Below are 25118 nucleotides of genomic sequence, written 5' to 3'. Positions count from 1 at the left end.
CAACTGTCAACTATCAACCATCAACCTCCTTCGATATTTCCAAATGCGTTGCCCGATCGCCGGTGGCAACCAAAACACATGATCGAGCGATCGCTTAACCGGAATTTCGCCTAAAACCTCGGTTCGCCATGCCTGCCACATCAGCAGCAACCAGAGATTATTGCCAATATAGCGATCGCGCATGGCAACTCCGAGTTGTCCCGATAACATCGAGTCAGCCAAATGGGGCTGCCAGCAATTTTGCGATCGCAACAGATTCGGATTCAGCCGATCGCCGATCGCAGCCCAAAACTCCCGGTAATACCAAACCTTCAACGGGACTCCCATCCCGCGCTTTTCCCGCCAGACAATTTCCGGTGGCAACCAGCGTTCGGAGGCTTTTTTGAGGATGTATTTTTCGCACGCACCTTGCAGTAGCAGCTCGCCAGGGAGTTGAAACGTCCACTCCGTGAGGTCGGGGTCGCAGAAGGGCGATCGCACCCACAAACCGCAAGCAAACCCCAATGCCGTTGCCCTCGGCTGAATATTTTGGGCACCTTTGAGCATCAGCGAAGCCCGCCGCAGCCTCGCTAGCAGGGAAGGACACCTCTTCGACAAACAACCGGGATCGATCGCGTCTTGCAGATAAACGCTCAAATCGTGAGACTGGATGCGATCGAGCATTTCTGGCGAAAAAATCTGTTTTTCATAACCATAAAATCGCTGAAACGTCCGCAAATACTGCTGTTCAAAAGTTTCTTTTCCGGCCGGATGTTCTGCCGTGTAAACTCCGTGTGCAATCAAAGGCTTGTTTGTCCATCCGGCAAATAACTGATCGCCATTCTCGCCATTGAATACAACTCGCACGTCTTGCGCCGCCGCCTGTTTGAGCAAAAACAGCGCAGCCGTCGTGCCATCTCCATAGGGTAAATCGAGGGCTTTGGCGGTTGGCCCGATCGCCCGCAACACTGCATCGCCCGTCGCCGCCACTCGGATCAGCGGAATCTGAAAAAAGTCCGCCACCTGTTGGGCGTAGGGCAGTTCGGAATAGGCTTCGACACCAAAATCGAGGGCATAGGCGCGCACCTGCAAGCCTGCTTTCACTAGCAGCGCCGTTACCAGGGAAGAATCGATGCCGCCGGAGAGTAAAACGCCCACGGGTTCGTCGATCGGCAAATCGGCCACTTGTCGATCGATCGCCTGTTGCAACAGCCCTTGCAATTGTGCGATCGCCTCATCCTCACGGCGCAGTAGTTGGGGCGCTTCTTGCCAAGCTGAAGGCAGCGATCTCACTTTCGGCAGATCCTTAATATCGGCGATTTCCCAAATCATCTCGCTTCCGGCTGCTACGGATGCAATTTGCTCGATCGGCGTTAACGGCGTGGGCACGTAGGAAAAACAAGCATAACTGTGTAGGGCGATCGGGCTAATTTGAGGGGAAGCAATCAGCGGTAGCAGCAGTTGCATTTGCGTCGCAAACCAAATCGTTTCTCCCAACTGCATCCAATAAAGCGGCACTCGCCCAAACGGATCGCGCCCCAGCCGTAGCTGTTTCGCTTCTACCGCCGCCCAAGCATCTCCCGGTAAATCGGTTGGCCCAAATCGCCCGCAAGCATTCAGCGTCACTGTGTCAGCCGTGAGTACAGATGCAGAGGCGATCGCCCATTCTGATAATTTGCCCTGCCGAATGCAGTAATCTGGGACTAAACGGCTGAGCGTTTTTGTGCGATCGTCCAGTCCCCAATAGCCGATAAAATGTGAAGGTTTGTCGATCGCACCCATTAGATGTCTCCAATAATCATTGTGGAACAGGCATCTTGCCTGTTCAAAACAGGCTTTTTTGGATAAGTCTATTTATTTCACCGTGAAAGGTTCACTGCTGATGACGCGCCCATCCAGGGACATCCGAACTTCCCATTTGCCTGGGGCCGCAGCAGATCCGAGATCGTAAAAGCAGTGGGTATTCCAAACCGCAGTATCGATCGTGCGAGTTTGATACCTGCCCTGATGCACAGTTTGACCGCTAGAATTAATCCAGTCGCATTGTAAAGACAACTCACGACCGATCAGAGCATTTTGCAACGTCACCTGATAGTAAACGCGGGGATTGATTTGACGGTTGACTTGAGTAAGGCTGTCACCGCCCTTTTGAGATAGGGCAATTCGGTCTTCTCCTGCGACAATTTGAGCAGTTTGCTGCTGCTGATTTTGCCCGAACAGTACACCTATACCGATCGCAGATATGACACACGCTGTCGAGGCGATCGCGATCCAGCGATTCCGTCGCTGCTGTTTTTCTAGGACTTCGCGGCGGCGCATTTGGGCGATCGCATCTTCTAAAAGCTCATCAGGCAGATTCAACTCCCGTAAAATTTCTCTTACCTGATCGGGTTCCAATTCTAACTCGCGCTGCTGCGATAACTTGTCGATTTCAGCGACTACCTGTGCTAACTGAGTTTGAGTGAGTCGAGGTTCCATAGAGTTCCTTCCCAGTAAAAATTAGATATAAAAATCACATCACATTTCTCTTCTCTTCCTCTGCGCCCTCTGCGCTCTCTGCGGTTAAATTACTCATATTATTCAATAAACAGCTCTCAAAGTCAATTCATAAAAATCCTAACCTTAACCTCATAAAATTCATGTAAAAGCTATGGTAAGGTGCGTCGCCATCTATACTCTCCAATTTTTATTGAATCTCTGACAGCGACGCACCCTACACATTATCGCTAAGTCCTCTATTTAAGAACCTCGATTATAAAATCAAGACTGCTGCACACTTCTATTTTTGTTTCACTTAAAGGCAATTTGCCTGAATTGATTTTTTCCTGTTGGCGATTCAACCAAATTGCGTTTAATCCCGCATTTTTAGCACCACAATAATCAGCTTTGAAGCTGTCGCCGATATGCAACACATTCTCCGCAATACAGTTGTGCTTTTGCAAAGCGGCGGTAAAAATTTGAGAATCGGGTTTGGCTGCGCCAACTTCGGTGGAAATTGTCACTGATGTGAAATATTCAGCTAAATTTAGTGCTTTTAATACTGCATAAATTCTGGAATCGAAATTCGAGACTACTGCTAATTCTATTCCTTGTTGCTGCCACTTATTTAATGCTGGCAATACGTCGGCATAGACGAACCAAGGTTCGGCGGTGGCAAAATGAGCGTAGAGTTCGACAAAGAATTTGGGAAAGTCAGAAAATTGCTGGAAAATGCCTGCTATTTGGAATGCTTTTGCGGAAACTGTTTGCCACCACTCAAATTCTAATTGGGGAATTTTTGCCGTTTCTCTCCCTGGAAATGCCATCGGGCTTGCTGAGGCGAAACTTTGGAAAAAGGCTGCATTTAACTCTTCGCTTTTAACTGTTACTCCAAAACTCTTGGCTAGTTCTCCGTAGACTTCGCCGACGCTACCGCGAACATCAAATAGTGTACCTGCGGCGTCTAAAAAAATTACTTTGGTCATTTGTTATTTGTTATTTGTTATTTGTTATTTGTTATTTGTCAGGTTTTTGGGTGGTTTAAACCGCTACTATACAAACAAAGTCCGCCTGCGCGGACTAATAAATACAGTTAACAGTTAACAGTTAACTAACTTTTCAGCAAATCCTGAATCGGCTTGCTAATCCAATTGAAACCAACTTTTAGCTGATGATCAAATGTTGGCATCCGATAGAGATAGGCTAGGCGGCGAGCAATGTGGGCTAGTTGTCCGTCGAGTTTAATTCCTAAACCGGCTAGGGTGGCGTTGTCATTTCCTAATGTCATCATTTCTCCTAGGGGCTGATAGCGGAAAGGAAGTAATGGGCGGCCGGTCAGGGAGGCCCAAATGTTCCATGCGGTGTAGTCAGCTTGCTGGAAGGCTGTTTGGGCTGTTCCGGGGACTTTTTGACCATTTGCATCGTGACATTCAGCTAAGTCTCCCAAGGCGAATATATCTGGATGGTCGATAATTTGCATCTGCGGATTGACTATTAATTGACCGCGCTGGTTTTGTTTGAGGGGTAGCGATCGCACTGCTTGACTAACTTGAGTTCCTACTGTCCACAGCACTATGTCTACGGGGAGAACATCTAATTGTCCTTTGTAAAGTAAGGATATTGTGTCTGCTTCGATCGCCTCTACTGCTGTTTCTAAGTCGATCCACACTTTCCGTTTTTCTAAAGCTTGGGTGGCGGCTTGGCGGTTAAACTCCGGTGATGTCCGCAGAATCATGTCCCCTTGCTCAACTAACCGCACGCGACCTTTTTCTCCGAGTCGATCGGCTAATTTACAAGCTAATTCTACTCCTGAATAACCGGCGCCGACGATCGCCACCCGAATTTTGTCGTTGTTGCTGGCTTCTAAAAACCGCAGTCTTTCTTCTAAGCGGTAGGCGTCGTCGAGAGTGCGAAATGAGTAAGCATATTCAACGGCACCTTTGACCATATCTAGAGGGGTTTTGCCGCCTAAAGCTAAAACCAGGCGATCGCACGGAATTTCTGGCCCGTCGTGTAACTGCACTCGTTTTTGCTCCACATCGATGCCGGAGACAGTACCTTGACAAAAGCGCACGCCTGTGTTTTCCAATAGTTCGGCAAACGGGGGGGCAATTTCCCAGGTTTGGAGTTCGCCGGTCAGGAGTTCGTACAGCAAGGGAACGAACAAAAATCGATCGCGGCGGTCAACTAGGACTATTTCGGGTTTTTCGGTTTTGGAGAAGGGTAACTGACTCAAGCGCAGGGCTGTGTAGAGTCCGCCGAAGCCTCCGCCGAGAATGCAAATCCGGGGTTGTTGTTGAGTCATGGTTTTTTGTTTGAGGGGCTGGTCGGTAGCAAGGAAACTTATCTTATTCTAACGAGAGTGAGGGAGTGGGGAAGGGGAGTGGGGGAGTGGGAGAGTCGCAGAGTGGGAAAGTGAGAAAATCTTCCCTATTTCCCTCGAACCTCAACATCCATTCGTTAAATCCGTTAAACTGAGATGTTGCACCATTGTCAGCAACAGGCAAGATGCCTGTTCCACAAGAAAATCTATTCTTTGTGGAACAGGCATCTTGCCTGTTCAGAAAAGGCTTATTGAGAATGGTGCAAGATGTGAATTTAACTCATATGTTGCACCATTCTCAATAAGGCAGGACTTACGCACGCATCTTGCCTGTTCTTGATAATAGTTCTCTTCACAAGAAAATGCACTTGTTGTGGAACAGGCCTCTTGCCTGTTCTTGATAATTGTGCTCTGGGCGTGAGTTAAATCCATTAAATCCGTTAGACAATGCGTTTCCGAACTGTTTTCTACATCTCTAGCCTTGATTAGCTCTACCTATTAGCCACCCTCAAATTTTCTGAATGTTCGCAGAACTAATTTTGTACTATATTAGTTTATAACGAATTATTTCGCCAATTTAATTCACTTTTTATAGGGTAATCTACTCTAACACTTGCCCCCGCACTCACAAGTGAAAAAATCATGCAAATTTCCTCTAATTCTTCTAAATTTAAGAACGGCGATCCCAATAAGGAAGACGGCTCATCTTTGTTAAAAAGCGAAGAAAAATATAAAAATTTAGTAGCTAATATTCCTGGTGCTGTCTACCGCTGTACCTGCGAGTATACGGACGAGGAGGAATTAACACGCACAATGGCGTTTTTGAGCGAGGCTGTTCAAGAAATATCAGGCTATCCTTCTTCTGATTTTATCAACGATCGCGTCCGTTCTTTTGCCAGCATTATCCATCCTCAAGACCGCAAAAATGTGGATGCTACTGTCAAAAAAAGTGTAGAAACCAGAACTCCGTACATCCTTGAATACCGGATTGTCCGGGCTGACGGCGCTATTAGCTGGGTTTACGAAAAAGGCAAAGCTGTTTGCTGCGAGGCGGAAGAGGATAGAGGAAAACAAGAGGAACAAGGGGAAATTGAGGGCTTTTTGTCGGCTGTGGTTTTGCCAGTTTCGCCGGTTTCGCCGATCGCAAATTCTCAGTGTCGGGTTGTTTATCTCGACGGAGTAATTTTGGATATTACGGAACGAAAGCGAGCTGAGGAAAACCTGCGAAACACTCAAGATTTTCTGAATGCGGTACTGCAAAATCTACCAATTAGCGTCTTTATTAAAGATGCTGTAGAGCAAAAATTTATTTATTGGAATACTGCTAGCGAAGAATTGTTTGGCTATTCCAGGGATGAAGTGATTTTAAACAATGCTGCTGACTTGTTGGAGTCAGTTCAGGCCAATTACTTGCAAGCACAAGATTTAGAAGTGCTGGAAACTAGAAAAGGCGTAGATTTGCCCGAACAAACTATCGAACTTCCGCACCGAGGCAAGCGGATTTTGCACACAAAAAAAGTTCCTTTGTTTGACGAATCGGGCGCGCCTAAGTACATTTTGGGTATTGCTGAAGATATTACGGAAAGCAAAAAAACTGAAACAGAATTGTTGCGCTTGGCCATTGTGGCTCAAAAAACGCAAAATGGTGTGATTATTACTGATGCTCAAGGCTGCATTGAATGGGTGAATGAAGGATTTACTCGGATTAGCGGTTATGTGCTGGCAGAAATGCAGGGAAAAAAACCGGGTGATGTACTGCAAGGCGCTCAAACAGACCCGGTAACTATTGCTCAACTGCGATCTGCTTTGGCTGCGGGCGTGCCGTTTAATCAGGAAATATACAATTACAGCAAGGATGGAAAGGGTTATTGGGTGGCGCTTTCGATCGCCCCAATTTATCAAGAAAATGGCGAACTAGAAGGTTTTATTGCGGTACAAACTGATATTACGGATCGCAAGCAAGCAGAGGCAACAGTCAGGGAGAGGGAGAATTATTACCGCTGCATTGTCGAGACGGCTTCGGAGGGCGTTTGGATGTTTGACAGCGAAAGTATCACGACTTTTGCTAACAGCATGATGGCCGAAATGCTGGGGTATACTGTGGAGGAAATGCTGGGGCGATCGCTATTTGAGTTTATCGACTGCGAGTCTAGGAAAATAGCAGAAAGTTACGTCCAGCGCCGGCGGCAAGGCATTCGCGAACGCCACGATTTTAAGTTTACTCGCAAAGACGGATCTCACTTGTGGGCGATCGTCTCGGCGACGCCGATGTTCGACGGTGAGGGCGAATTTTCCGGGGTGTTGCGGATGATTACCGATATTAGCGATCGCAAACAAGCCGAAGCAGAATTGCGCCAAACTCTCCAAGAGTTGGAATTTGAAAAATTTGCTTTGGATCAATCGGCAATTGTCTCGAATACCGACGAATTCGGAGCCATTACCTATGTCAACGATCAATTTTGCGAACTCTTTAAATATTCCCGAGAAGAACTGATTGGCAAAACCCACAGACTTGTCAATTCTGGCTATCACTCAGCCGATTTTTTCAAGGAGCTTTGGTCAACCATCCGCCAGGGAAAGGTTTGGCGAGGAGAAATGAAAAATCAAGCTAAAGATGGCACATTATTCTGGTTGGATACTACCATTGTACCTTTCTTAAATACCAACGGCGAACCCCATCAATATGTAGCAATTCGTAAAGATATTACCGATCGCAAACACGCAGAAGAAGCGGTGCGACTTTCCGAAAGTCAATTGAGGGCTAAAAATCAAGAATTGGCAAAAGCCCTGCGGGATGTGCATAAAACTCAAAGCATGATGGTTCAAAATGAAAAAATGGTAAGTTTGGGGCAATTAGTCGCTGGCGTTGCTCACGAAATCAACAATCCAGTTAGCTTTATTTACGGCAACGTCATGCACGCTGACGATTACTTTAAAGACTTGCTAAAAATGCTGCAACTTTACCAGCAGGAATACCCGCAACCAACATCGGCAATTCAACAAGAAATAAATGATGTTGATTTAAATTTTCTGCTCAAAGATTTGCCGAACCTCTTAAATTCGATGAAAATGGGAGCAGAGCGAATTCGTCAAATTGTGCTGTCACTGAAGAATTTTTCGCGATTAGATGAAGCCGAACAAAAGCAGGTGGATATTCACGAAGGGATTGAAAGCACTTTGTTGATTTTGCAACACAGGTTGAAAGAAACGGCAGGGCATCCTAAAATTGTACTGATCAAAGAGTTCGGGAATTTGCCCCGCGTACAGTGTTATGCAGGACAGTTGAATCAGGTATTTATGAATATTATCGGCAATGCAATTGATGCTTTGGAAGAGGCAATGGAGACTGGACAGTGGGCGCAGGGGGAACAGGCGCTTATTCCTTATTGTCCTTCGCCGACGCTGCGGATTTGTACGGAGGTAAAATATGAACAGGATGCTTTGATGCCACCCGATTCTGCTGTTTCTGATACTTCGATTCGGTATCCTTCTCATATTGTGATTAGGATTGCTGACAACGGCCCGGGGATTCCGATAGATGTTCACGAAAGGCTGTTCGATCCGTTTTTTACTACGAAAGAACCCGGTAAAGGTACTGGTTTGGGGCTGTCTATTAGCTATCAAATTGTAGTGGAAAAGCACGGCGGGCAGCTTCATTGCGATTCTGCACCGGGTCAAGGTACGGAATTTGCGATCGAGATTCCTGTAGGGAATAGTCAGTAGTCAGTAGTCAGTAGTCAACAGTCAACAGTCAACAGTCAACTAATGAAATATAACGTAATTTACGACGGCAATTGCAATCTCTGCGTTACCTTGGTGCAGTTACTAGAAAACTTAGATAAAGGCCAGAATTTTGAGTATATTTCCATGCAAGATTTAGAGCAATTAAATCACTTTGGGATTACGTCTGGTGACTGCGAAATGGGGATGATTTTGATAGATGGCAACACCCCGGAACGCCGCTGGCAGGGCAGCGATGCGGCGGAGGAAATCGGACGGATATTGCCTGCTGGCGAGGTTTTTGTGGCTGCTTATCGGGCAATGCCGGGGATGAAGTGGATGGGCGATCGCGTGTACGAACAAGTCCGCGATAACCGCTATACTTTGTTTGGCAAGCGATCGACTACTTACAAATCTGTTTATCCAGTTGGCTGTAAGTCGATCGGCAATTGCGACAATCGGGACTAATACCAAATCCACCTTCGTTTCCGTAGGGGCAATCCCCCCGTGGTTGCCCGATTTCAATCGCCGATTGACCTTCAATCTAAAATCTAAAATCTAAAATCTAAAATCGATTGATTGATTAAACAAATCAAAAATCTGCTGGCAAAAGTCTTTGAGTTTTTGCGCCGACTCCACCGCAGGTTCGGTTAGGCCGAGAAAATTCCAATTTTCCACAGTAGAAAAGTGCCACTGCTGACCACTATGATCGTAACCGGCGGCCTCAACTCCGATCGCCCGCCGATATCCTTCCACCGGATCTTGGTAAAATCGGATTTGAATCAAAATGCTGCGGCTTTGCAACAAGCGGCTTCTACCGGGAAAATGGAAGCCAATGTCGATCGAATCTGGATCGACAAGTTCTCTAGTATCCTCGTCATTCATCCAAGGTTTCAAATCGACTTTTGCATCCGGGAATTCGGACTTGAATAAATTAACAACCGCAGCAATTTTGCTGGCAACTTCTATATTTTTGGCTTGTTCGGCAGCGTTCACTCGAAATACTCCTATCAAATATAGTTATTACATTTAGCTAATAATGTAACTGCATACTGCCGAATGTAGACTGTGAACAGCGGACTTTTTAAAAGATAATTAGAGATTGACAAATTTTAAAAATTGTGTTACTCCCTCTTAGTCTGCGGAGGCAGACTTCGTTTGTGTAGACGCGGTTTCAACCGCCGAGTCCCTTAATTCAGCGGCAGGACGATCGCAAATTCCGAACCTTCTCCCAGCACCGATTCGCAAGTTAGTTTACCGCCGTGGGTTTCTTCCACAATTTGCCTGCTGATAGACAACCCCAAACCCGTACCTTTTCCTACTCCTTTGGTAGTAAATAAATGGTCAAATATTTTCGACTTGATCTCCGATGACATCCCTTGACCGTTATCTTTGATTTTAATCACCACGTTGTTGTTATCCTCCGAGAGATGAGTGATAATGGCGATCGTATTCGGTAAAGCTTCAATTTCAGCGTAAGTGCGACCCTGATTGAATTCGTCAAAACACTCGATCGCATTTGCCAGCAAATTCATAAATACCTGATTCAGTTGCCCAAAATAACATTTAACTGACGGGATATCTCCGTATTCTTTGATAATTTTAATCGCGGGGCGAGTATCTTTAGCTTTCAGACGATACTGTAAAATCATCAAAGTGCTGTCGATGCCCTCATGAATATTTGCTGACACTTTATTCGCACTGTCAGCGCGAGAAAAAGTCCGCAAAGACTTGCTAATATTGCGGATGCGCTCTGTACCTGATTTCATAGATAAAAGCATTTTCGGCAAATCTTCAATCAAATATTCTAAATCAATCTCTGATGCTTTATCCTGTAATTCATCTCCAGGATTAGGAAATTTTTCTTGGTAAAGTTGTAAGCAATCAATCAAATCTAAGCTAGCCTCAGCAGCAGCATCAAGATTGCCCGCAATAAAACCAAGCGGATTGTTAATTTCGTGAGCAACCCCTGCAATCAAGTTGCCTAGAGCCGACATTTTTTCGCTTTGAATCAGTTGCAGTTGCGCCTGTTGCAGTTCATTGAAAGATTTTTCTAACTGTTGAGATTTTTCTTTCTCGCGCGCGTACAAACCAGCATTTTCTACAGCAATAGCAACTTGAGAAATTAACACTTTGAATACTTCAACTCTCTCTGCTGTAAAAGCTCCTACTGTCAAAGCATTTTCTAAATAAATTATTCCGCGCCGCTGAGATTGATAAATAATCGGCAAACAGAGAATTGATTTGGGTTGATATTTCTGAATGTAGGCATCTACGTTAAAAGGTTCCGCGACAGTCGCATTGTCTAAAACTAGATGCTTTTGACTGCGGTGTACGTAATTAATCACAGACAGGGGAACATCTTGACTATTTTCTACGGGAATAGAGGGTAAGAGTGTCACTTTATCCTCCGCAAAACTTCCAGTAGCTTCTATGCAGAGGATCTCGTTTTTCACCAGCAGCAGCACTACTTTTTGAGCCGCTGCATTTTCTAAAATAATTTTGATTAATTTGGTCAACAATTTTTCTAGAACAATTTCACCATTAATGGCTTGCGCCGACTTAATAAAAGTAGCTAAGTCTAATAAATCGCCTAAACTACTACTGGTAGTATTTCCCGTGGTAGTGCGGGTGACATCGAGGGTTGGGGTTGGAATTGTGCGCGTCTGTGCTGCTAAGAAAGGATGTGTTGATTCTAAGTGTTTAACTTTAGCGATGGCTCCCCAATGGATATATCCATAATAGGCTTTAGTCAGATATGCTTGAGAAACTATCTCTTTACCCAAATATTGATAAAATTCTCCTGCTAATTCATAGGCTAATGCTTCCTCTTGAATGTAACCGTTTTTTGCGGCTCCCTCAATTGCGCGATCGTACAATTCCATTGCTTCGGTATTTTGCCCCAACACTCGCGCTGTTTCCGCTGCTACCAAGTCGTATTTGTGTTGATAATTCATCGGAGCATGAACTGCCCATTTTTTCATCTTCTTTTGGTTTTGCAGCACTTTTTTCAAATATTGCTTTTGTTCCCCTTTGCCAGTTGCTGGATACAAAGCTATCATACTGAGAGATGAGTAAAAATTATTCAGAGCAACCACATCGAATCCGGCTACAGACTCCTCATGTTTCTCAAATAACCTTGAATTTTCTAATGCTTGAGCATAGTTTTTGAATATAAAATTAAGCTGAGTTTTGGCATGATAAACCAAACCCACTAAAAAAAAGTTTTTAGATTCTATTAAAATGGGGAGCGTTTTGACTTCATTAAATCTCTCACCGACTAAATGACAGGGTTCGACAGCTTGACCGAGCAAATTGAGGGCTGTCTGCCTGCCTATACTTATATACTGTACAGCCATTTCTAGTTTAGATTGCTGCATTAGTTTCATATATTTACCAGTCTCCTGTTCCACCAAATCTAGCGGCTCTCCTATCGACATTTTGTTTAAGCAATATGCACCTATAGCATAACCAGCAAATTCCAAATTTCCAGTTTCCATCCCATTTGTAAAACCTTCTTTGAGATCGCCTAATCCTGACTTGAGAGCAGCTTTCCAGTGGTGAATAAAAGAACCAAATGTTGGATAAACTCTACTTTTGATTGAACGGGAGGGAAATTTGTCTAACAGCCTAATTGCCAGTTGACCGAATTGGTATGCCAAACTAATGTCCCCTAGCTTGCACATAACTACGCCATAATAAACGTAGGCAATACTTGCATAAGGCGAATTACCGTATTTAATACACAGCTTGACCATCCTAAATGCCAGCAGCGGTATCAGTGGGGGTTTTGCCTGAATAGCACTGCTGAGAATCCCTGATAAAATCCGCATGGCTGCTTGTTTTTCGGGATCAATCATTTCTGGCAAGTTAGCTAAATCCTCAATTCGTTTCAATCCCAAGCTCAGTTTGGTATTACTCAGTCCCGCCATAATATGTAGCGCGTGGGGATTTTGAGGAAAAGAAATGCCTAAAAGTTTCAGAACTTCTAGTCCTGTGTTGAGTGCTTCTACCACTCTATTTTGAGCGTTATAAGACTGGATTTGAAGTTCATAAACATTCACTTTCTCGAGTAAAGTTTTAGCTTTTTGCAGTACAACATCAACCAGCTTTCTTGAATCTTCATAGTTGATATTTAAGTATTCAGCTTCGGCTGTTGACTCGTAGATTTCTAACGTTAAGTCATAGTGACATTGCCAAGAATCTGCCGGCAATAATTCCATAGCAACCCGCAAATACCTAACAGCAGCTTCATAGGCCGCCGCCGCTTTGGCTTTGCGTCCAGCAGTTAAATTTAATTGTGCCAACTGAGTTTTTTCTGACTGTTGGCTAATCGTCTCAATTCCGACATTTAATTGATTGACGATATCAAATATGTTTTCTTCTAGCTTGTCTGCTGGAGTATTATTTAACAGTAATTGACCGATTTTTAAATGGGTTAATTGCTTTTGGTCTTCGGGAATGAGCGAATATGCGGCTTGCTGAACGCGATCGTGCAAAAATTTGTAAGTAACCCGCGAAGTGTCTAACTTGAGGTTGATTGATTCGGCTCGATCGAAAACTAAAGGAATGCGATAGGCATCACTCAATGGTAGAATTAACCCGGATTGTAAAGCTGAATAAAGTTCAGTTGCTGTAGTATTAGCTGACTTTTCGCTAACAAGTGACAGCACATCTAGAGTAAATTTATCTCCCACGCAAGCTGCTAGCTTCAACACTTCTTGCGTGGGTTCGGGCAGCTTTTTAATGCGAGAAGCTACCAGTTCCACCACACTTTTATCGGTGATTCCTATGGCTTGGATTTCATCGATACTCCAATACCAGCCACTGTGATTTCCCTGATTGGTAATGCGATCAAATTCAAATTTCAAAAGAGAGTCTTGATAAAGTGCTTGGAGTAATTGGGTCAAGAAAAAAGGATTGCCACCCGTTTTATTCCAGATTAAATCGGCTAGATTTGTTACTTTTTCTGTGCAAGTGTTAAGTGTTTCAGTGACTAATTCCGTCACATTTGCTAAATCAAGCGGTTGCAACACGATATTGTTGACTATTGTACCAGTTTTTTCAAGTTCTTCTACGGTCTGAATTAAGGGGTGGGTCGGACTAACTTCATTGTCTCGATAGGCACCGATTAGCAGCAAATATTCCTGGTCAGGGTCAGTTATTAGTATTTGCATCAACTTTAATGTTGCTGAATCTGCCCACTGCAAATCGTCTAAAAAGATAACTAGGGGGTGTTCTTTTTGGGCGAAAACGCGAATAAATTCTTTGAATACCCGATTGAATCGATTTTGGGATTCTATAGGGGCGAGTTCTGGGACTTCTGGCTGTTTGCCGATGATTAATTCAACTTTGGGAATTACGTCGGCAATGACTTGGCCCTCTGTTCCCACTGCTGTTAAAATTTTAGTGCGCCATATTTCTAATGAAAGTGCACTTTCGGTTAGCAATTGCCGCAGCAAGGAGTTAAATGCTTGGATTAATGAGGCATAAGGAATGTTGCGTTTTAATTGGTCAAATTTGCCGCTGATGAAGTAACCTTTTGACCTGGTAATTGGTTTGCTAATTTCGTTGACTACGGCTGATTTACCGATGCCTGAGTAGCCTGATACTAGCATTAATTCGCTTTGGCAATGGGCGAATTTTTCTGTATTTTGGTTGGGTGGAAAAGATGGGGCTGAAAGAGTTTCTGCATTGGGGCGGGCGGGTTTTTCTGTATTTAGGTTGGGTGGCAAAGATTTGGGTGATCCCGACCCTACACGTTCAAATGCTGCTAATAGTTCGTTGACTTGTTGTTCTCTACCGTACAATTTTTGGGGGATCAACAACTGGCTGAGAATATCTAAGCGTCCGGGGATGAATTCGGTAATTTGTCCGGTGGCTTCTAACTGATGCAAAGAAATTTCTAAGTCTGCTAACAATCCGGCCGCACTTTGATATCTATCTTCGGCATTTTTTGCCATCAATTTCATTACTATCTCTGAGATGGCGACAGGTATTTCTGAATTGATTTGATGGGGATATATTGGTTGAACTGCGATGTGGCTGTAAACTATTTCTAATGGGTCGTTGCTGCGGAAAGGCAATTTTCCAGTCAGCATTTCATATAATGTGATACCAAGGGAATAAAAGTCTGTGCGGTAGTCGAGGGTGCGGTTCATTCTCCCGGTTTGTTCGGGTGACATATAGGCTAAGGTGCCTTCGACTGAGTTGGGGTTGTTAAATTGCGGGTTTTCTTTGTTGAGTTGTGTAGCAATGCCGAAGTCGGTTAGTTTTACTTGTTTTGTTTGCGAGTTAATTATGATGTTGCTGGGTTTGATGTCTTTGTGAATAATGTGGTGAAAATGCAGGTATTGTAAGGCTTTGACTATTTGGAGGGCGATGTTTAATTTTGCTTGCAGACTCAAGGTTTCTCTTTCTAGCAGTTGGGCGAGGGATTCGCCGCCAAAGTCTTCTAAAACGATTCCTAATCGGTGGTCAAATGTTTCGATCCTGATGGCTTTGACGATTTGTTCGCTGTCTAAATTTTGGCTGATTTGATATTCGTGTTTGAGCCTGGTAATGGCTTCGAGGGTGGGATATTCGGCTTTGAGGACTTTCAGAATTACTGGGGGCGAGTCTGTCGGTGTTTGTCCGCGATAGATTATTGTTTCAACGCCTTCGTGCAGAGTAGAAATTATTTGGTATTCTGATAAGGTTAACATCACTTAAGTTATAAATTACAGGACATAATTGGGATTAGATTAACACTACTTAATCTAGATTTGGTGTGATTCCGATCGTGTATTTGGCGATTTCCCATCACACGGAATATACAAGAAGTGACAATGTGGGCTTGGTCGTTGGTGTCAACAAACATCTTAAATGTAATATTGGTCTTGTGTGTGAGTCCCGGATGTTTTCGCGGCACCGTTTTTCAGGGGGATGGGAGCGATCGCACGCAGGCCTCAAACAGGAGGAGATGGGAGCGATCGCACGCAGGCCTCAAACGGGCAATTGAACGGGTTATCAATCGCTGACTACCGTAACTTCACAGATAGTAGAAATAGATTCCGGTTCAGGTAAAATACGCACGCGGGCGAATTTTAAACCGCTGACTCCTTGGAGTGATTCTACCATGCCCGTCTGAACTTTTGGCTCTACCCAACCTTCGCGAGACAAGTAGCGCAAGTATTGTTGGTACTCTTCCCATTCGTCTTCGGTTGAATAAACTACCGTTAACATTCCTGGCTGGGTAATTCGCTCTTGTGCGTCTTTGTCAACGGCTTTCTCGATCCGCTTTTTGACAAGTTCGTAGCGGATGTCGCGAGTGCCTTTGACATCAAACATTTTTTCGGTGTTTTCGTTGTGAAAAATGTCGATCGTGGTATTCTGCACTAAGACTAAATGTGCGAGTTCCATGTTGATTTGAGACTCGGCTTGCAGGCGAAAAACTGTGCGGCCGCAATCGCAAATAGCTCGCAGTTGTTCGTACCGTAAACTGTGTAGGTGAAACTGGCTGAATGTGGGGTCGATCGATTTTCCTGCATAAATCATGTGATCGATGCCGTCGGTGCATTCGATATCGCAGTAGTGGGGCAAAATTTGCTGCATTTTTTCTTGCCAGCGAGCCCAGGTTTCTTGAAGTTTGGTGCTGATTAGGTTCAACATTTGGTCGTAGCGGTTGCGATCGCTGTAAACGCAGTTGTGCTCATTTTCACAGGCTGCTTGGTAAGCTTTAACTGCTGCCTGAACCTTGGGCCCGCACTGCACAAAATAGTCAAAATATACTTCTAAACGCTCGTTTAAATATTCGGCTGCTCGCACCTCCATATCGACTGTTACTTTTTGTTTTAAATGCTGGATGTAGTCGAGCAAGTCGAGTCGCAGTTGCTCGCCGAGGTGGGTAGTTTGTGTTTCGCAAACAGCATCAGCTATGACTAAACCTAAGCGAAATTGTTCGAGCAAATCAGTTTGAATGGCTCGGTTTCTTTCGTCGCTAGAACCGCGAATGTCCGAAATTCCGTATAGCGGATGAACATCAGCAAATACGATTGTTTCTGGAGGTAGTCCCCAACTTCGCCTTTCTGCTTCTTGAGCGAACCGCCACTCGACTGCGGGGTGGATGTTGTGAATGTGGGTAAACCGCTCCTGGATGGCTTGCCGCAGGGCTGCAATGAAGGCGGGAATGAGTTCTTGGGCGTGTTGAGCGTCAATGCCGTTGAAGTGATTTGGCCGATCGCACAACAGCCCCACGACTCCCAAAATCCGTACCCCGCACCCCTCGCGGGTGACGGATTTGACTACGAGGGGCACCAGCAGCATCGATCGAGTTCCCATTCTCCGCAAAGTTCGATCGCACTCGGTTTCGCACTCCCTACGCAAGTCTGGCACATTCCAAACTTGATTTGCTGCTGTGGCCTTCAAAAAGTGAGAAGCTTCTAGGGAGTGCATTGAATAAAGAATCGGCTGCAAATGTTGGCCGTCTTTTGCAACTAATAGCTGTACCTGTTCGCCGTCGGGGCGCAGCAGCAAAGTGCCGTCAGCATGGAAGAGGGATCGCAAACACCGATCGATTCTCTCAAATTTCTCTGGCCGCAGCATCGAATCTTGATCGATCAATAACTGAGTCAGCCGCCGAATTTGCTCCTGCACAGTGACATCAAAACCTTCTAGCAACAGCAAGCCTTCTACGCGATAATTATCCAACTGCAATCGATCGGCTAAATTCTCCAGTTGATTCGGCTGCATCAGCCAAGCTTCCCGTTCCGCTACAGGCATTAATCTTAAAGAAATATCCGCAAATTCATCTATTTTTGAGTCAATTCGAGTAATTTTCAACTGTTCCGAACCCAGCCAAAATTCTATAAATCTAGGTTCTCTGTGTTTGGGATTTTTTACACTCGCCATGACAGGTTCTTCTAGCACCCGTAAACCGTCGATGTCAATTTGATAATATTGCTTAAATACCCAGTGCAAAAGGTGGCGGCGGTACAATTGTTCTGCTGTTTTGCCGTCCCCATCCTCGAATAGTTGCAGCAGAGTGATGTCGGTTTCTGCAAACAAACCGTTGGTAGATTGAGTTGCCAAGGACGTTTCCTCCCAACCTGCCAAGCGACAAAATGCCGCGTTAGCGTACCGCAGGGCAAAAGTTCCTGGTTGCATTACTGCGATTAAAACGCGACGATCGCCGAGAAATTGAAACAATCGCTGTAAATCTTGTTTCCACGTTTTCAAGGGTTCAATTTCTGAAGATTGACTGGGTACTTGGCCCGCCAAAGCTTCCAGTAGCTGTTCTATACTTGGTTCGCTGGGCAGATTGTTACTGTCTGGCTTTGTTGGGACGATATCTGTCGCTGGCAGTGATTTTACGGAGTTGTTGTTTTGATGGGAAGACGATTTAGGAGTAGACATGAGTAAAACACCTGAAAGCAGTGGATTTTGCCAAAAAATGTCAGCGATCGGCGATTATGGCTTTGTAAAGAGCTTATATCCTGTTTGTAAAGTTTGTGTATGGGTATCGGAAACTGGGTTTTTTCTCGGAGGATGGGCCCAGGGACTTTTACTTTTATTCACAAACAACCTCTCAGTCTCGACGTTATAGGTGATATTAACGTGTTTACTGCCTGGGGGGTAACACCCATTATAAGCGGTAGACAGTAGCGGATAGTGTCAATCGATTTTAGATTTTCTATTTTAGATTAAAGAATTGACCCTAGGGATAAATGCGGGGGCTCTTCTGATTTTCGATTTTCGATTAAAGAATTGATTCCACCGATAAATCACGTGGCGGGTACCACCTTTGAAATTCGTGGTCAGCAACTAATGCTATTTGACTAAAAGGCGAGATATATAGCAGGTTTGGGTTGAATGAAGCACAGCCCTGGTAATTGGGAATTGGGAATTGGTAACTGATACGATCGCGTAACCGAAGTATTGATAATTGTAATTGACTATAGCTCAACAGGTTGCTTGTCATTAATTGAGAAAATAAAAATTGCAGCCCAAATCCAAACATTCTTGCTATTTGGCAATAGAATAATTAAAATGTATAATACAGCTAAGAGGATTTTTGAAAGGACATAGTTATGGCTTTAACGGTTAACAATCTTATTGGCGATGTGACGGGATTTCCTGTATTTGCTGGGGGCGGGCCACGTCTTTTGGCATTCGCTACACCCGATGAGATTAACGTAGGGAATGGAAATTTGGCGTCTTTTCCCTGGGGAGTTTGGGGACTCGATGGCAACGATACTATAGGAGGTTCGTCGGATTCTAACGAACGGCTGTTAGGAAATAACGGCAATGATATTATCGGTGGTGGTGGCGGAAATGACATAATTTACGGCGGGAAAGAGGACGATCGCCTGGATGGAAATGATGGCAACGACGTAGTTAGGGGCGACGCCGGAAATGACCTGATCTTCGGAGGGTTCGGAAACGATATCCTGCGGGGAGGGCAAGGAGACGACGATTTAGAGGGCAATGAGGGCGACGATTTCTTAGCAGGCGATCGGGGAGTTGACGTGCTCACGGGAGGCCTCGGTGGTGACATATTCGTCCTCAGAAGCAACGATGAAGCATTTGGTATAGATGGAGCAGATGTCATTACCGATTTTAACTTCGACGAGGGCGATCGCATCGGTTTGACGGACGGTTTAACAGAACTAGACCTTTTCTTTGAAAACGACAATTTGATTGCTTACGATAACGACGGAATCATCAACGACATGGTGATTGAAAACATATTTACCGGACAGATTGTGGGGATAGTTTTAAACACGGACAACTTTGAACTTATCGGTGCATTTGAACAGGCAAGTCCGTTTGCTTTGGCAGTTAACGGTTCTCAATTCCAGTTTTTGGCTTAGTTATTTGTAGGGAATTAGACTGGCAAAATCCCCCATAACCCCCCTTAACAAGGGGGGAACAAGAGCGATCGAAGTCCCCAATTTCTCCCTTTATATATTATTATGCTAATCTAAAAGTAGAAACTAAAAATCGGGTAAAGTATATATGACCATTGCCACTCACCCCAAATTAACTGCACTCCCGGAACAGCGGTTGATTTTGCCGCTATCAATGACTTGGGAACAGTTCAAAGCTCTGGATTCCTTGCTAGAGTACACTCGCAGTGTTCGCTTGTCTTACCTCGACGGATATGTGGAAATTATGACACTTTCGCCGGAACATGAAACCATTAAATGCCTGCTGGCAGGAATGTTAATGATCTTTTTCTTAGAAAAAGATATTAGTTTTACACCGACAGGGAGTGCTACACTCCAAGGGGAAACAAAAGGCAGCAGCAAGGAACCAGATTTATCTTACTACTTTGGCGAAGACCGGCGGCAACGAGAAACACCCGATTTGGCGATCGAAGTTGTTTTTACTAGCGGAACTATTAATAAACTGGAATACTACCGCAGATTTAACGTAGGGGAAGTTTGGTTTTGGGAAGACGGAGTATTTTCGATTTACCAACTGCACTCGGAGGGTTACGATCGCGTTTCTGGGAGTATGCTGTTGCCGGATTTGGATCTAGAATTGCTGGGGAGATGCCTGCAAATGTCCGAAGAAAAAGAAGCTTTGAAAGTGTTTCGGGACGCAGTGCGAGCTGGTTAACCTAGAAGATATACAAATAAAATATGGCCTAGTAAGGCCGGCAAGGGCGGAAATATACGAAATGTACGAAATGTCATAAAAATCGCAATCATCTGAAAACATCCAGGGTTTCTGGTTTTCAGAAATTTTATTTTAATCTATACTATTCGGAGTATTAGGGCTTACGCATTTCGACCAAAGAAACCGGGTTTTTTACCGAATCTGTGGTAATAACGGGTCTTCGGGGCAAAAAACCCGGTTTCTGGACTCCCATGCGTAAGTCATAAGTATAAAAAATCTTACTCTTCAGCAAATATCTATGAATAGGGATTATTCGCGGTTTGATTCCCTCGCCAGCATCCTCGCAGGAACAGTAACAGTAGCAGGAATAGTCGTCTTTGCAGCAGCACCTGTTTTCGCAAAAACTCCCCAAGAAATTGCCAAATTCGCTGAATCTGTCACCGTTCAAATTAACAGATCGGATAAGCGTGGTGGAACGGGATTTATTATTGCAAAACAAGGTACAACCTACACTCTCCTGACAGCTAACCATGTAGTTGATGATGATAAACTTACCTATACAATTCGCAGTCATACGGGAAAAAACTATCCAGTAACCCGTCGTGTACTATTACAGAAAGGTCAGAATGCTCCCGATTTAGCAGTGGTAACATTTAACAGTGCAGATTCTTATCCTGTTGTCACTTTCGGCGATTCCGAACAAGCGACAGTTGCTACACAAATTTTTGTGTTTGGCTATCCAGGTATTCCGGCTAGCAGAAACCAGCACCAAAAAGAGCGCAATTTCGAGTTTGTGCCGGGCTTCGTTACAAGCAGAATTTCAAGTCATCCCCAAGGGTATAATTTGCGCTACAATGCTGTCACGAAAGGGGGAATGAGTGGAGGGCCTGTATTTGATGGAGAAGGGCGGGTAGTTGGAGTTCATGGAGAGGGCGATCGGGATTACGATCCTGTCATTGACGGAAAAGTTATTACAGGTTTAGCCGATATTAAAACAGGATTTAATTCAGCGATTCCTATCAACACTTTTATAGCTAAATTATCCGAAGCAGGTTTAAATCGATCGGCACTTTTAATTAATACCTCTCCAACTGCTACTGCACCTCTGAAACTGAACAATCCGCAAGATGCTAAGACTTATTATGTTCGAGGTTTAACTCGGTTTGACAAAGGAGATTTGTCAGGGGCTGTTGCCGATTTTAACCAAGCAATTCAAACTCAATCTGATTACGCGGAAGCTTATTTCTATCGAGCCCTCGCTTATTCCGATTTGAGACAAATGCCCAAAAGTATCGCTGATTATAGCAAGGCGATCGCCCTAAATGCCGGTTATGTTGACGCTTACTACAATCGGGGGCTGGTTTTGTCGGCAATGGGAGACAAACCGGGGGCGATCGCAGATTATACTCAAGTCATCCGCTTGGATAGAAACTTTGCAGCGGCTTACAACAACCGAGGATTAGCACTTTCGGACTTGGGCGATCAAAAAGGGGCGATCGACGATTTCAATCAAGCGCTGCAAATTAATCCCGGTCGCGCTAACACTTATTTTAACAGAGGATTAGCGCTGTTTCGCATCAATAACGATCGCTCTGCCTTAGCTGATTACACTCAAGCAATTCAACTCAATCCCAATTATGCAAAGGCTTTTGCTAACCGAGGAATTACGTTAGTGAGAATGGGAGATAGACAAGGGGCGATCGCAGATTTGCAGCAAGCGGCTCGTTTATTTAGGACTCAAGGAATGAATGCAGATGCTCAAAAAGCATTAGATTTGATTGCTCAACTGCAAAGACAATAAACGTTATGATATAATCGACGATCGGATTGCAATTAATCCTGTAGGGGCGGGTTCACCAACAATATTTGACACAAACAAACAGGTAAAATAAACCCGCCCCCACCCACCATAAGGTAGGGGCGGGTTCACAAACAATATTTGACAGAAACAAACAGGCCAAATAAACCCGCCCCGGCCCTATTCGTGGGTGGGGGCGGGTTTATAAATACCCTGGATGTGAATCAGAAATCTTGGCGAACCCGCCCCAACAGGATTTTCGTAATGCTGATTTCTCCCTAAAACCTCACCGTCACCAAAATCACCCGCCGAGGCTGATCTTCCGCTTCAATAATATACTCAACACGCCCAAAACCTTTCGGCCCCGGTTCAACTAAATCATAGCGAGATGTCACCGTACCGGCGGCTGTATCGTATTGAGCAAAAACAGCACCGGGATTCCTCCCAGCAGACGCATCCGCATCTCCTCCCCAAGCTGTTGTATCATCTATTCGCGATCGCGTTGGCAATACAGAAGCCGCGATTTCTGGAGGTGTTAGTCTTTGATCGGCTAAGACTTGTTGAGCGTTATGAATAGCGCACATTGTCGGCCCAGAAATTTTGGCATCGCTGTATTGATCTTCCCACTTTTGTACAAACCCAAAACCAACATTCGGGCCGACATTCTCCTGTCTTTGCCGCCCCCACAGCCGACTTACAGATAGAGTATTATCTTCCTCGCTCTTGCCTACCTGGCCTAATTCGGTTCTTTTGCTGGTAAAATTGCGATCGACAAATTCTTTATCTGCCGTGCGAATAGCGTTGGCGGCCGCTGGTTTTATTTGACTGCTAACATTAGTATTGCCTTGTAATATTGGTGTTAGAACACCGGGGAGGGGCTGTGCTCCGCAATGTTTTTGAATGCCGTTAAAAACGCGATCGGCTGATAAAGCACTAATCGGAAATTCTAGGGAATAAGCTTCGGCAGGTTTGGGGAAGAAAATGCCGGATGTTGCGGAAGCAGCAAAAGAAGCGCCACCCCAGATGATGATACGATTAAATTGACGGCGGCTGATACTCATAATTTATCGACTCCCTGGAGATCGTGCTCCCGGCTCAATTTGAGCTTTCATAAAGTAGTAGGGAGTAAAACTCTGACAATTTGTGGCTCTAGCACAAAATACTTCTACTGCTAGACTTTTGCCATTGCTAATATCTACTATCATTGTATTTACTTGACCTCGATCGCCAGTGCGAGAAGCTACTTGATTTCCGTCAACATAAACATCTATTCGTGCTGGTGGGGAGTTTTCGGTATCAGGAATCGCAAACTCCAATCGGAGAGAAGCGGGGCCACCTGGAAGCCTACAAGTTATAGCGGTACGATTTTGAATATATAAAACAGTGGTGTAAATTTGTCTTCCGACAGAAATATCTCTTTGGCTAGCCTTCCAGCTACCCGATCGCTGAACACATTGCAGGTCAATCAAAGGAATAGGCCGCTGGGCCTGGGCCACCTGTGCCCCAACAGTTGCTAGAGTAAAAGACAACACCCCAGCCGTGAGCAAACCACTGAGCCACCGCACTCGCTTCATATAAATATCCTGCTAATACCTTAATCAATTAATATAAAGGATGAGCTGTGTAGGAAAAGTCCTGACTTTAGATAGATGACAAAATCAAAAATGTCACAATTGTAAGAAATGTCAGGTATAATTAATGGCGTACAACTCCAGCTTCTCCCTAATCTATGGATATTGCCGAAGTTTTGACACTGGCAGATGAGCTAATTTTTGCTAAGACGGGAAAGCATTTAGATTACGTGCAAGAAGCTATCCTGCGGGGAACTTTACAAGACACAACTTACACGCAAATAGCTCAAGAAGTTTACTCAAGTCCAAGTCATGTTAGAAATGTCGGATCGGAACTTTGGAAAATACTTTCTAAAGGATTAGGAAAAAATATTACTAAAGCAAATTTTAGGACTGTATTAGAGAAGGGTAAAGTTTATAATTATCAATCAGCAATTGTTGAAAATATAATAGGCGAGAGTATAACAGTTAATAATAAGCTTAACATTTGTCGTGAAAAAGTCCGATCGCCCAAAACACCCCAAAACCCCCAACCAACAGCAAAACAGCCCCGCATCGACTTAGACGACGCACCCGAAATCTCGACATTTTTCGATCGCACATCCGAACTTTCCACCCTAGAAAACTGGATTTTGGGCCGCACCCGTCTCATCAGCATCTTAGGCTTATCCGGTATTGGCAAAACCGCCCTGACACTCCAACTAATCCCACAAATTCAACAGGAATTCGATTGCATCATCTGGCGAAGCCTCCACAACACGCCACCCCTACAAACACTCCAAACCGACATAATTAAATTCCTATCGCAGCAGCAAGAAACTAACCCCCCCAACCCCCCCTTATCAAGGGGGGGCGAAGAGATCAAGCCTCCGTCTCCGTCTCCCCCCCTTAGCAAGGGGGGGTTGGGGGGGGTTATAGAATATTTGCGATCGCATCGCTGTCTCATCATCCTCGATGACGTGCAAACAATCTTCAGCAGCGGACAACTAGCAGGAAACTACAAACCAGGCTATGAAAACTATGGCGCATTCTTCAAACAAATCATAGAATCATGCCACAACAGTTGCCTAATTTTGCTCAGTTGGGAAAAACCCAGAGAAATTGCAGCATTAGAAGGCCATCAGAAAAATTGTCAAACATTGCAACTCAATGGTTTAGGCGAATCAGCGCGAGAAATATTCACAGAAAAAGGCTTAGCAGAATCAGAAAAATGGTCAGACTTGATAGACCTTTACCGAGGCAATCCCTTGTGGTTGAATACAGTAGCCGCTGCAATTCAAGACTTATTTAGCGGCAATGTTTCCGATTTTTTATCCTATGATAGCCTAGTCTTAGGAGACTTAGAATATTTATTGCACCAACATTTTCAGCGCTTGTCCGACTCCGAAAAACAAGTAATGTCCTGGTTGGCCAATCAAAACAAAGCAGTCGAAATTTCCAAAAAACCAGCCCTTCTGGAATTATCCCCTTCAGAATTCCTCAAAGCCGTCGAATCCTTGAGACGCAGGTCATTAATGGAAAAAGTCGAAAAGGGCGATCGCACCCTCTTCACAGTCCAACCGGCGATCGCAGAATACGTAAAAACCAACATCAAATAACTTCAAAACCTCCAGATATAAAAACAATCGCCCTTCTACATAAGATCGCC

Annotated in this window: 16 protein-coding genes; 6 read left to right on the top strand and 10 right to left on the bottom strand. The window is 44.6% G+C overall.

Annotated features, from left to right (window positions below; translation table 11 throughout):
* Positions 1-6: 6 nt before the first annotated feature.
* The 5 genes from QUB26_RS07260 to QUB26_RS07240 all read right to left on the bottom strand — a co-directional run bounded on the left by QUB26_RS07260 (position 7) and on the right by QUB26_RS07240 (position 4964).
* Positions 7-1761 (bottom strand): asparagine synthetase B family protein, encoded by a 1755-nt coding sequence (locus QUB26_RS07260; protein ID WP_333317300.1) that lies wholly within the window; start codon positions 1759-1761, stop codon positions 7-9.
* A 72-nt stretch (positions 1762-1833) separates the two neighbouring features.
* Complete coding sequence (locus tag QUB26_RS07255) at positions 1834-2457, bottom strand: DUF3859 domain-containing protein (protein WP_333237442.1); 624 nt, start codon at positions 2455-2457, stop codon at positions 1834-1836.
* A gap of 257 nt (positions 2458-2714) precedes the next feature.
* Positions 2715-3443, bottom strand: coding sequence for an HAD-IA family hydrolase (locus tag QUB26_RS07250; protein WP_333237440.1), 729 nt, complete (start codon positions 3441-3443; stop codon positions 2715-2717).
* Between the two features lie 125 nt (positions 3444-3568).
* Positions 3569-4762, bottom strand: coding sequence for an NAD(P)/FAD-dependent oxidoreductase (locus QUB26_RS07245; RefSeq protein WP_333237438.1), 1194 nt, complete (start codon positions 4760-4762; stop codon positions 3569-3571).
* 43 nt (positions 4763-4805) lie between these two features.
* The gene (locus QUB26_RS07240) at positions 4806-4964 is read right to left on the bottom strand and encodes a hypothetical protein (protein WP_333302656.1); all 159 of its coding nucleotides are present in this window, start codon (positions 4962-4964) and stop codon (positions 4806-4808) included.
* A 458-nt stretch (positions 4965-5422) separates the two neighbouring features.
* Here QUB26_RS07240 and QUB26_RS07235 point away from each other — a divergent pair, with 458 nt between their 5' ends.
* Together QUB26_RS07235 and QUB26_RS07230 are read left to right on the top strand one after the other, a co-directional pair.
* On the top strand, positions 5423-8503 hold the full coding sequence (locus QUB26_RS07235; protein ID WP_333317298.1) for a PAS domain S-box protein: 3081 nt from the start codon (positions 5423-5425) through the stop codon (positions 8501-8503).
* Between the two features lie 42 nt (positions 8504-8545).
* Positions 8546-8968, top strand: a complete 423-nt coding sequence (locus QUB26_RS07230; protein WP_333237434.1) for a DCC1-like thiol-disulfide oxidoreductase family protein — start codon at positions 8546-8548, stop codon at positions 8966-8968.
* A gap of 90 nt (positions 8969-9058) precedes the next feature.
* Here the strand turns inward: QUB26_RS07230 and QUB26_RS07225 are convergent, their stop codons facing one another.
* The 3 genes from QUB26_RS07225 to QUB26_RS07215 form a co-directional block, all read right to left on the bottom strand.
* Positions 9059-9496 carry a hypothetical protein gene (locus tag QUB26_RS07225; protein WP_333237432.1) on the bottom strand — a complete coding sequence of 146 codons (438 nt, stop codon included), beginning with the start codon at positions 9494-9496 and terminating at the stop codon, positions 9059-9061.
* Between the two features lie 194 nt (positions 9497-9690).
* Positions 9691-15204, bottom strand: a complete 5514-nt coding sequence (locus QUB26_RS07220; protein WP_333317296.1) for a protein kinase domain-containing protein — start codon at positions 15202-15204, stop codon at positions 9691-9693.
* A 304-nt stretch (positions 15205-15508) separates the two neighbouring features.
* Complete coding sequence (locus QUB26_RS07215; protein ID WP_333237426.1) at positions 15509-17893, bottom strand: GAF domain-containing protein; 2385 nt, start codon at positions 17891-17893, stop codon at positions 15509-15511.
* A 674-nt stretch (positions 17894-18567) separates the two neighbouring features.
* Here QUB26_RS07215 and QUB26_RS07210 point away from each other — a divergent pair.
* The 3 genes from QUB26_RS07210 (at position 18568) to QUB26_RS07200 (ending at position 21902) form a co-directional block, all read left to right on the top strand.
* Positions 18568-19350 carry a calcium-binding protein gene (locus QUB26_RS07210; RefSeq protein WP_333053306.1) on the top strand — a complete coding sequence of 261 codons (783 nt, stop codon included), beginning with the start codon at positions 18568-18570 and terminating at the stop codon, positions 19348-19350.
* 145 nt (positions 19351-19495) lie between these two features.
* Positions 19496-20101: a Uma2 family endonuclease gene (locus QUB26_RS07205; RefSeq protein ID WP_333237422.1), complete on the top strand. Its 606-nt coding sequence runs from the start codon at positions 19496-19498 to the stop codon at positions 20099-20101.
* Between the two features lie 298 nt (positions 20102-20399).
* Positions 20400-21902, top strand: coding sequence for a tetratricopeptide repeat-containing serine protease family protein (locus QUB26_RS07200; RefSeq protein ID WP_333317294.1), 1503 nt, complete (start codon positions 20400-20402; stop codon positions 21900-21902).
* A gap of 275 nt (positions 21903-22177) precedes the next feature.
* Here the strand turns inward: QUB26_RS07200 and QUB26_RS07195 are convergent, their stop codons facing one another.
* Both QUB26_RS07195 and QUB26_RS07190 read right to left on the bottom strand, forming a co-directional pair.
* Positions 22178-22960 carry a Tat pathway signal protein gene (locus tag QUB26_RS07195; protein WP_333317292.1) on the bottom strand — a complete coding sequence of 261 codons (783 nt, stop codon included), beginning with the start codon at positions 22958-22960 and terminating at the stop codon, positions 22178-22180.
* Between the two features lie 3 nt (positions 22961-22963).
* Complete coding sequence (locus QUB26_RS07190; protein ID WP_333237416.1) at positions 22964-23473, bottom strand: hypothetical protein; 510 nt, start codon at positions 23471-23473, stop codon at positions 22964-22966.
* A gap of 155 nt (positions 23474-23628) precedes the next feature.
* Here QUB26_RS07190 and QUB26_RS07185 point away from each other — a divergent pair, with 155 nt between their 5' ends.
* Positions 23629-25068 (top strand): NB-ARC domain-containing protein, encoded by a 1440-nt coding sequence (locus QUB26_RS07185; protein WP_333317289.1) that lies wholly within the window; start codon positions 23629-23631, stop codon positions 25066-25068.
* The last annotated feature ends 50 nt before the right edge of the window (positions 25069-25118 follow it).

Origin of the sequence: Microcoleus sp. B4-C1 (assembly GCF_036705285.1) — a bacterium.
Lineage (GTDB): Bacteria > Cyanobacteriota > Cyanobacteriia > Cyanobacteriales > Microcoleaceae > Microcoleus.
This window is presented reverse-complemented; position numbering and strand designations above follow the sequence as displayed.

Bases quoted from the DNA above. Each gene is read 5' to 3' on its own strand.
- QUB26_RS07260 (WP_333317300.1), bottom strand. From the start codon at position 1,761: ATGGGTGCGATCGACAAACCTTCACATTTTATCGGCTATTGGGGACTG.
- QUB26_RS07255 (WP_333237442.1), bottom strand. From the start codon at position 2,457: ATGGAACCTCGACTCACTCAAACTCAGTTAGCACAGGTAGTCGCTGAA.
- QUB26_RS07250 (WP_333237440.1), bottom strand. From the start codon at position 3,443: ATGACCAAAGTAATTTTTTTAGACGCCGCAGGTACACTATTTGATGTT.
- QUB26_RS07245 (WP_333237438.1), bottom strand. From the start codon at position 4,762: ATGACTCAACAACAACCCCGGATTTGCATTCTCGGCGGAGGCTTCGGC.
- QUB26_RS07235 (WP_333317298.1), top strand. From the start codon at position 5,423: ATGCAAATTTCCTCTAATTCTTCTAAATTTAAGAACGGCGATCCCAAT.
- QUB26_RS07230 (WP_333237434.1), top strand. From the start codon at position 8,546: ATGAAATATAACGTAATTTACGACGGCAATTGCAATCTCTGCGTTACC.
- QUB26_RS07220 (WP_333317296.1), bottom strand. From the start codon at position 15,204: ATGTTAACCTTATCAGAATACCAAATAATTTCTACTCTGCACGAAGGC.
- QUB26_RS07215 (WP_333237426.1), bottom strand. From the start codon at position 17,893: ATGTCTACTCCTAAATCGTCTTCCCATCAAAACAACAACTCCGTAAAA.
- QUB26_RS07210 (WP_333053306.1), top strand. From the start codon at position 18,568: ATGGCTTTAACGGTTAACAATCTTATTGGCGATGTGACGGGATTTCCT.
- QUB26_RS07205 (WP_333237422.1), top strand. From the start codon at position 19,496: ATGACCATTGCCACTCACCCCAAATTAACTGCACTCCCGGAACAGCGG.
- QUB26_RS07200 (WP_333317294.1), top strand. From the start codon at position 20,400: ATGAATAGGGATTATTCGCGGTTTGATTCCCTCGCCAGCATCCTCGCA.
- QUB26_RS07195 (WP_333317292.1), bottom strand. From the start codon at position 22,960: ATGAGTATCAGCCGCCGTCAATTTAATCGTATCATCATCTGGGGTGGC.
- QUB26_RS07190 (WP_333237416.1), bottom strand. From the start codon at position 23,473: ATGAAGCGAGTGCGGTGGCTCAGTGGTTTGCTCACGGCTGGGGTGTTG.
- QUB26_RS07185 (WP_333317289.1), top strand. From the start codon at position 23,629: ATGGATATTGCCGAAGTTTTGACACTGGCAGATGAGCTAATTTTTGCT.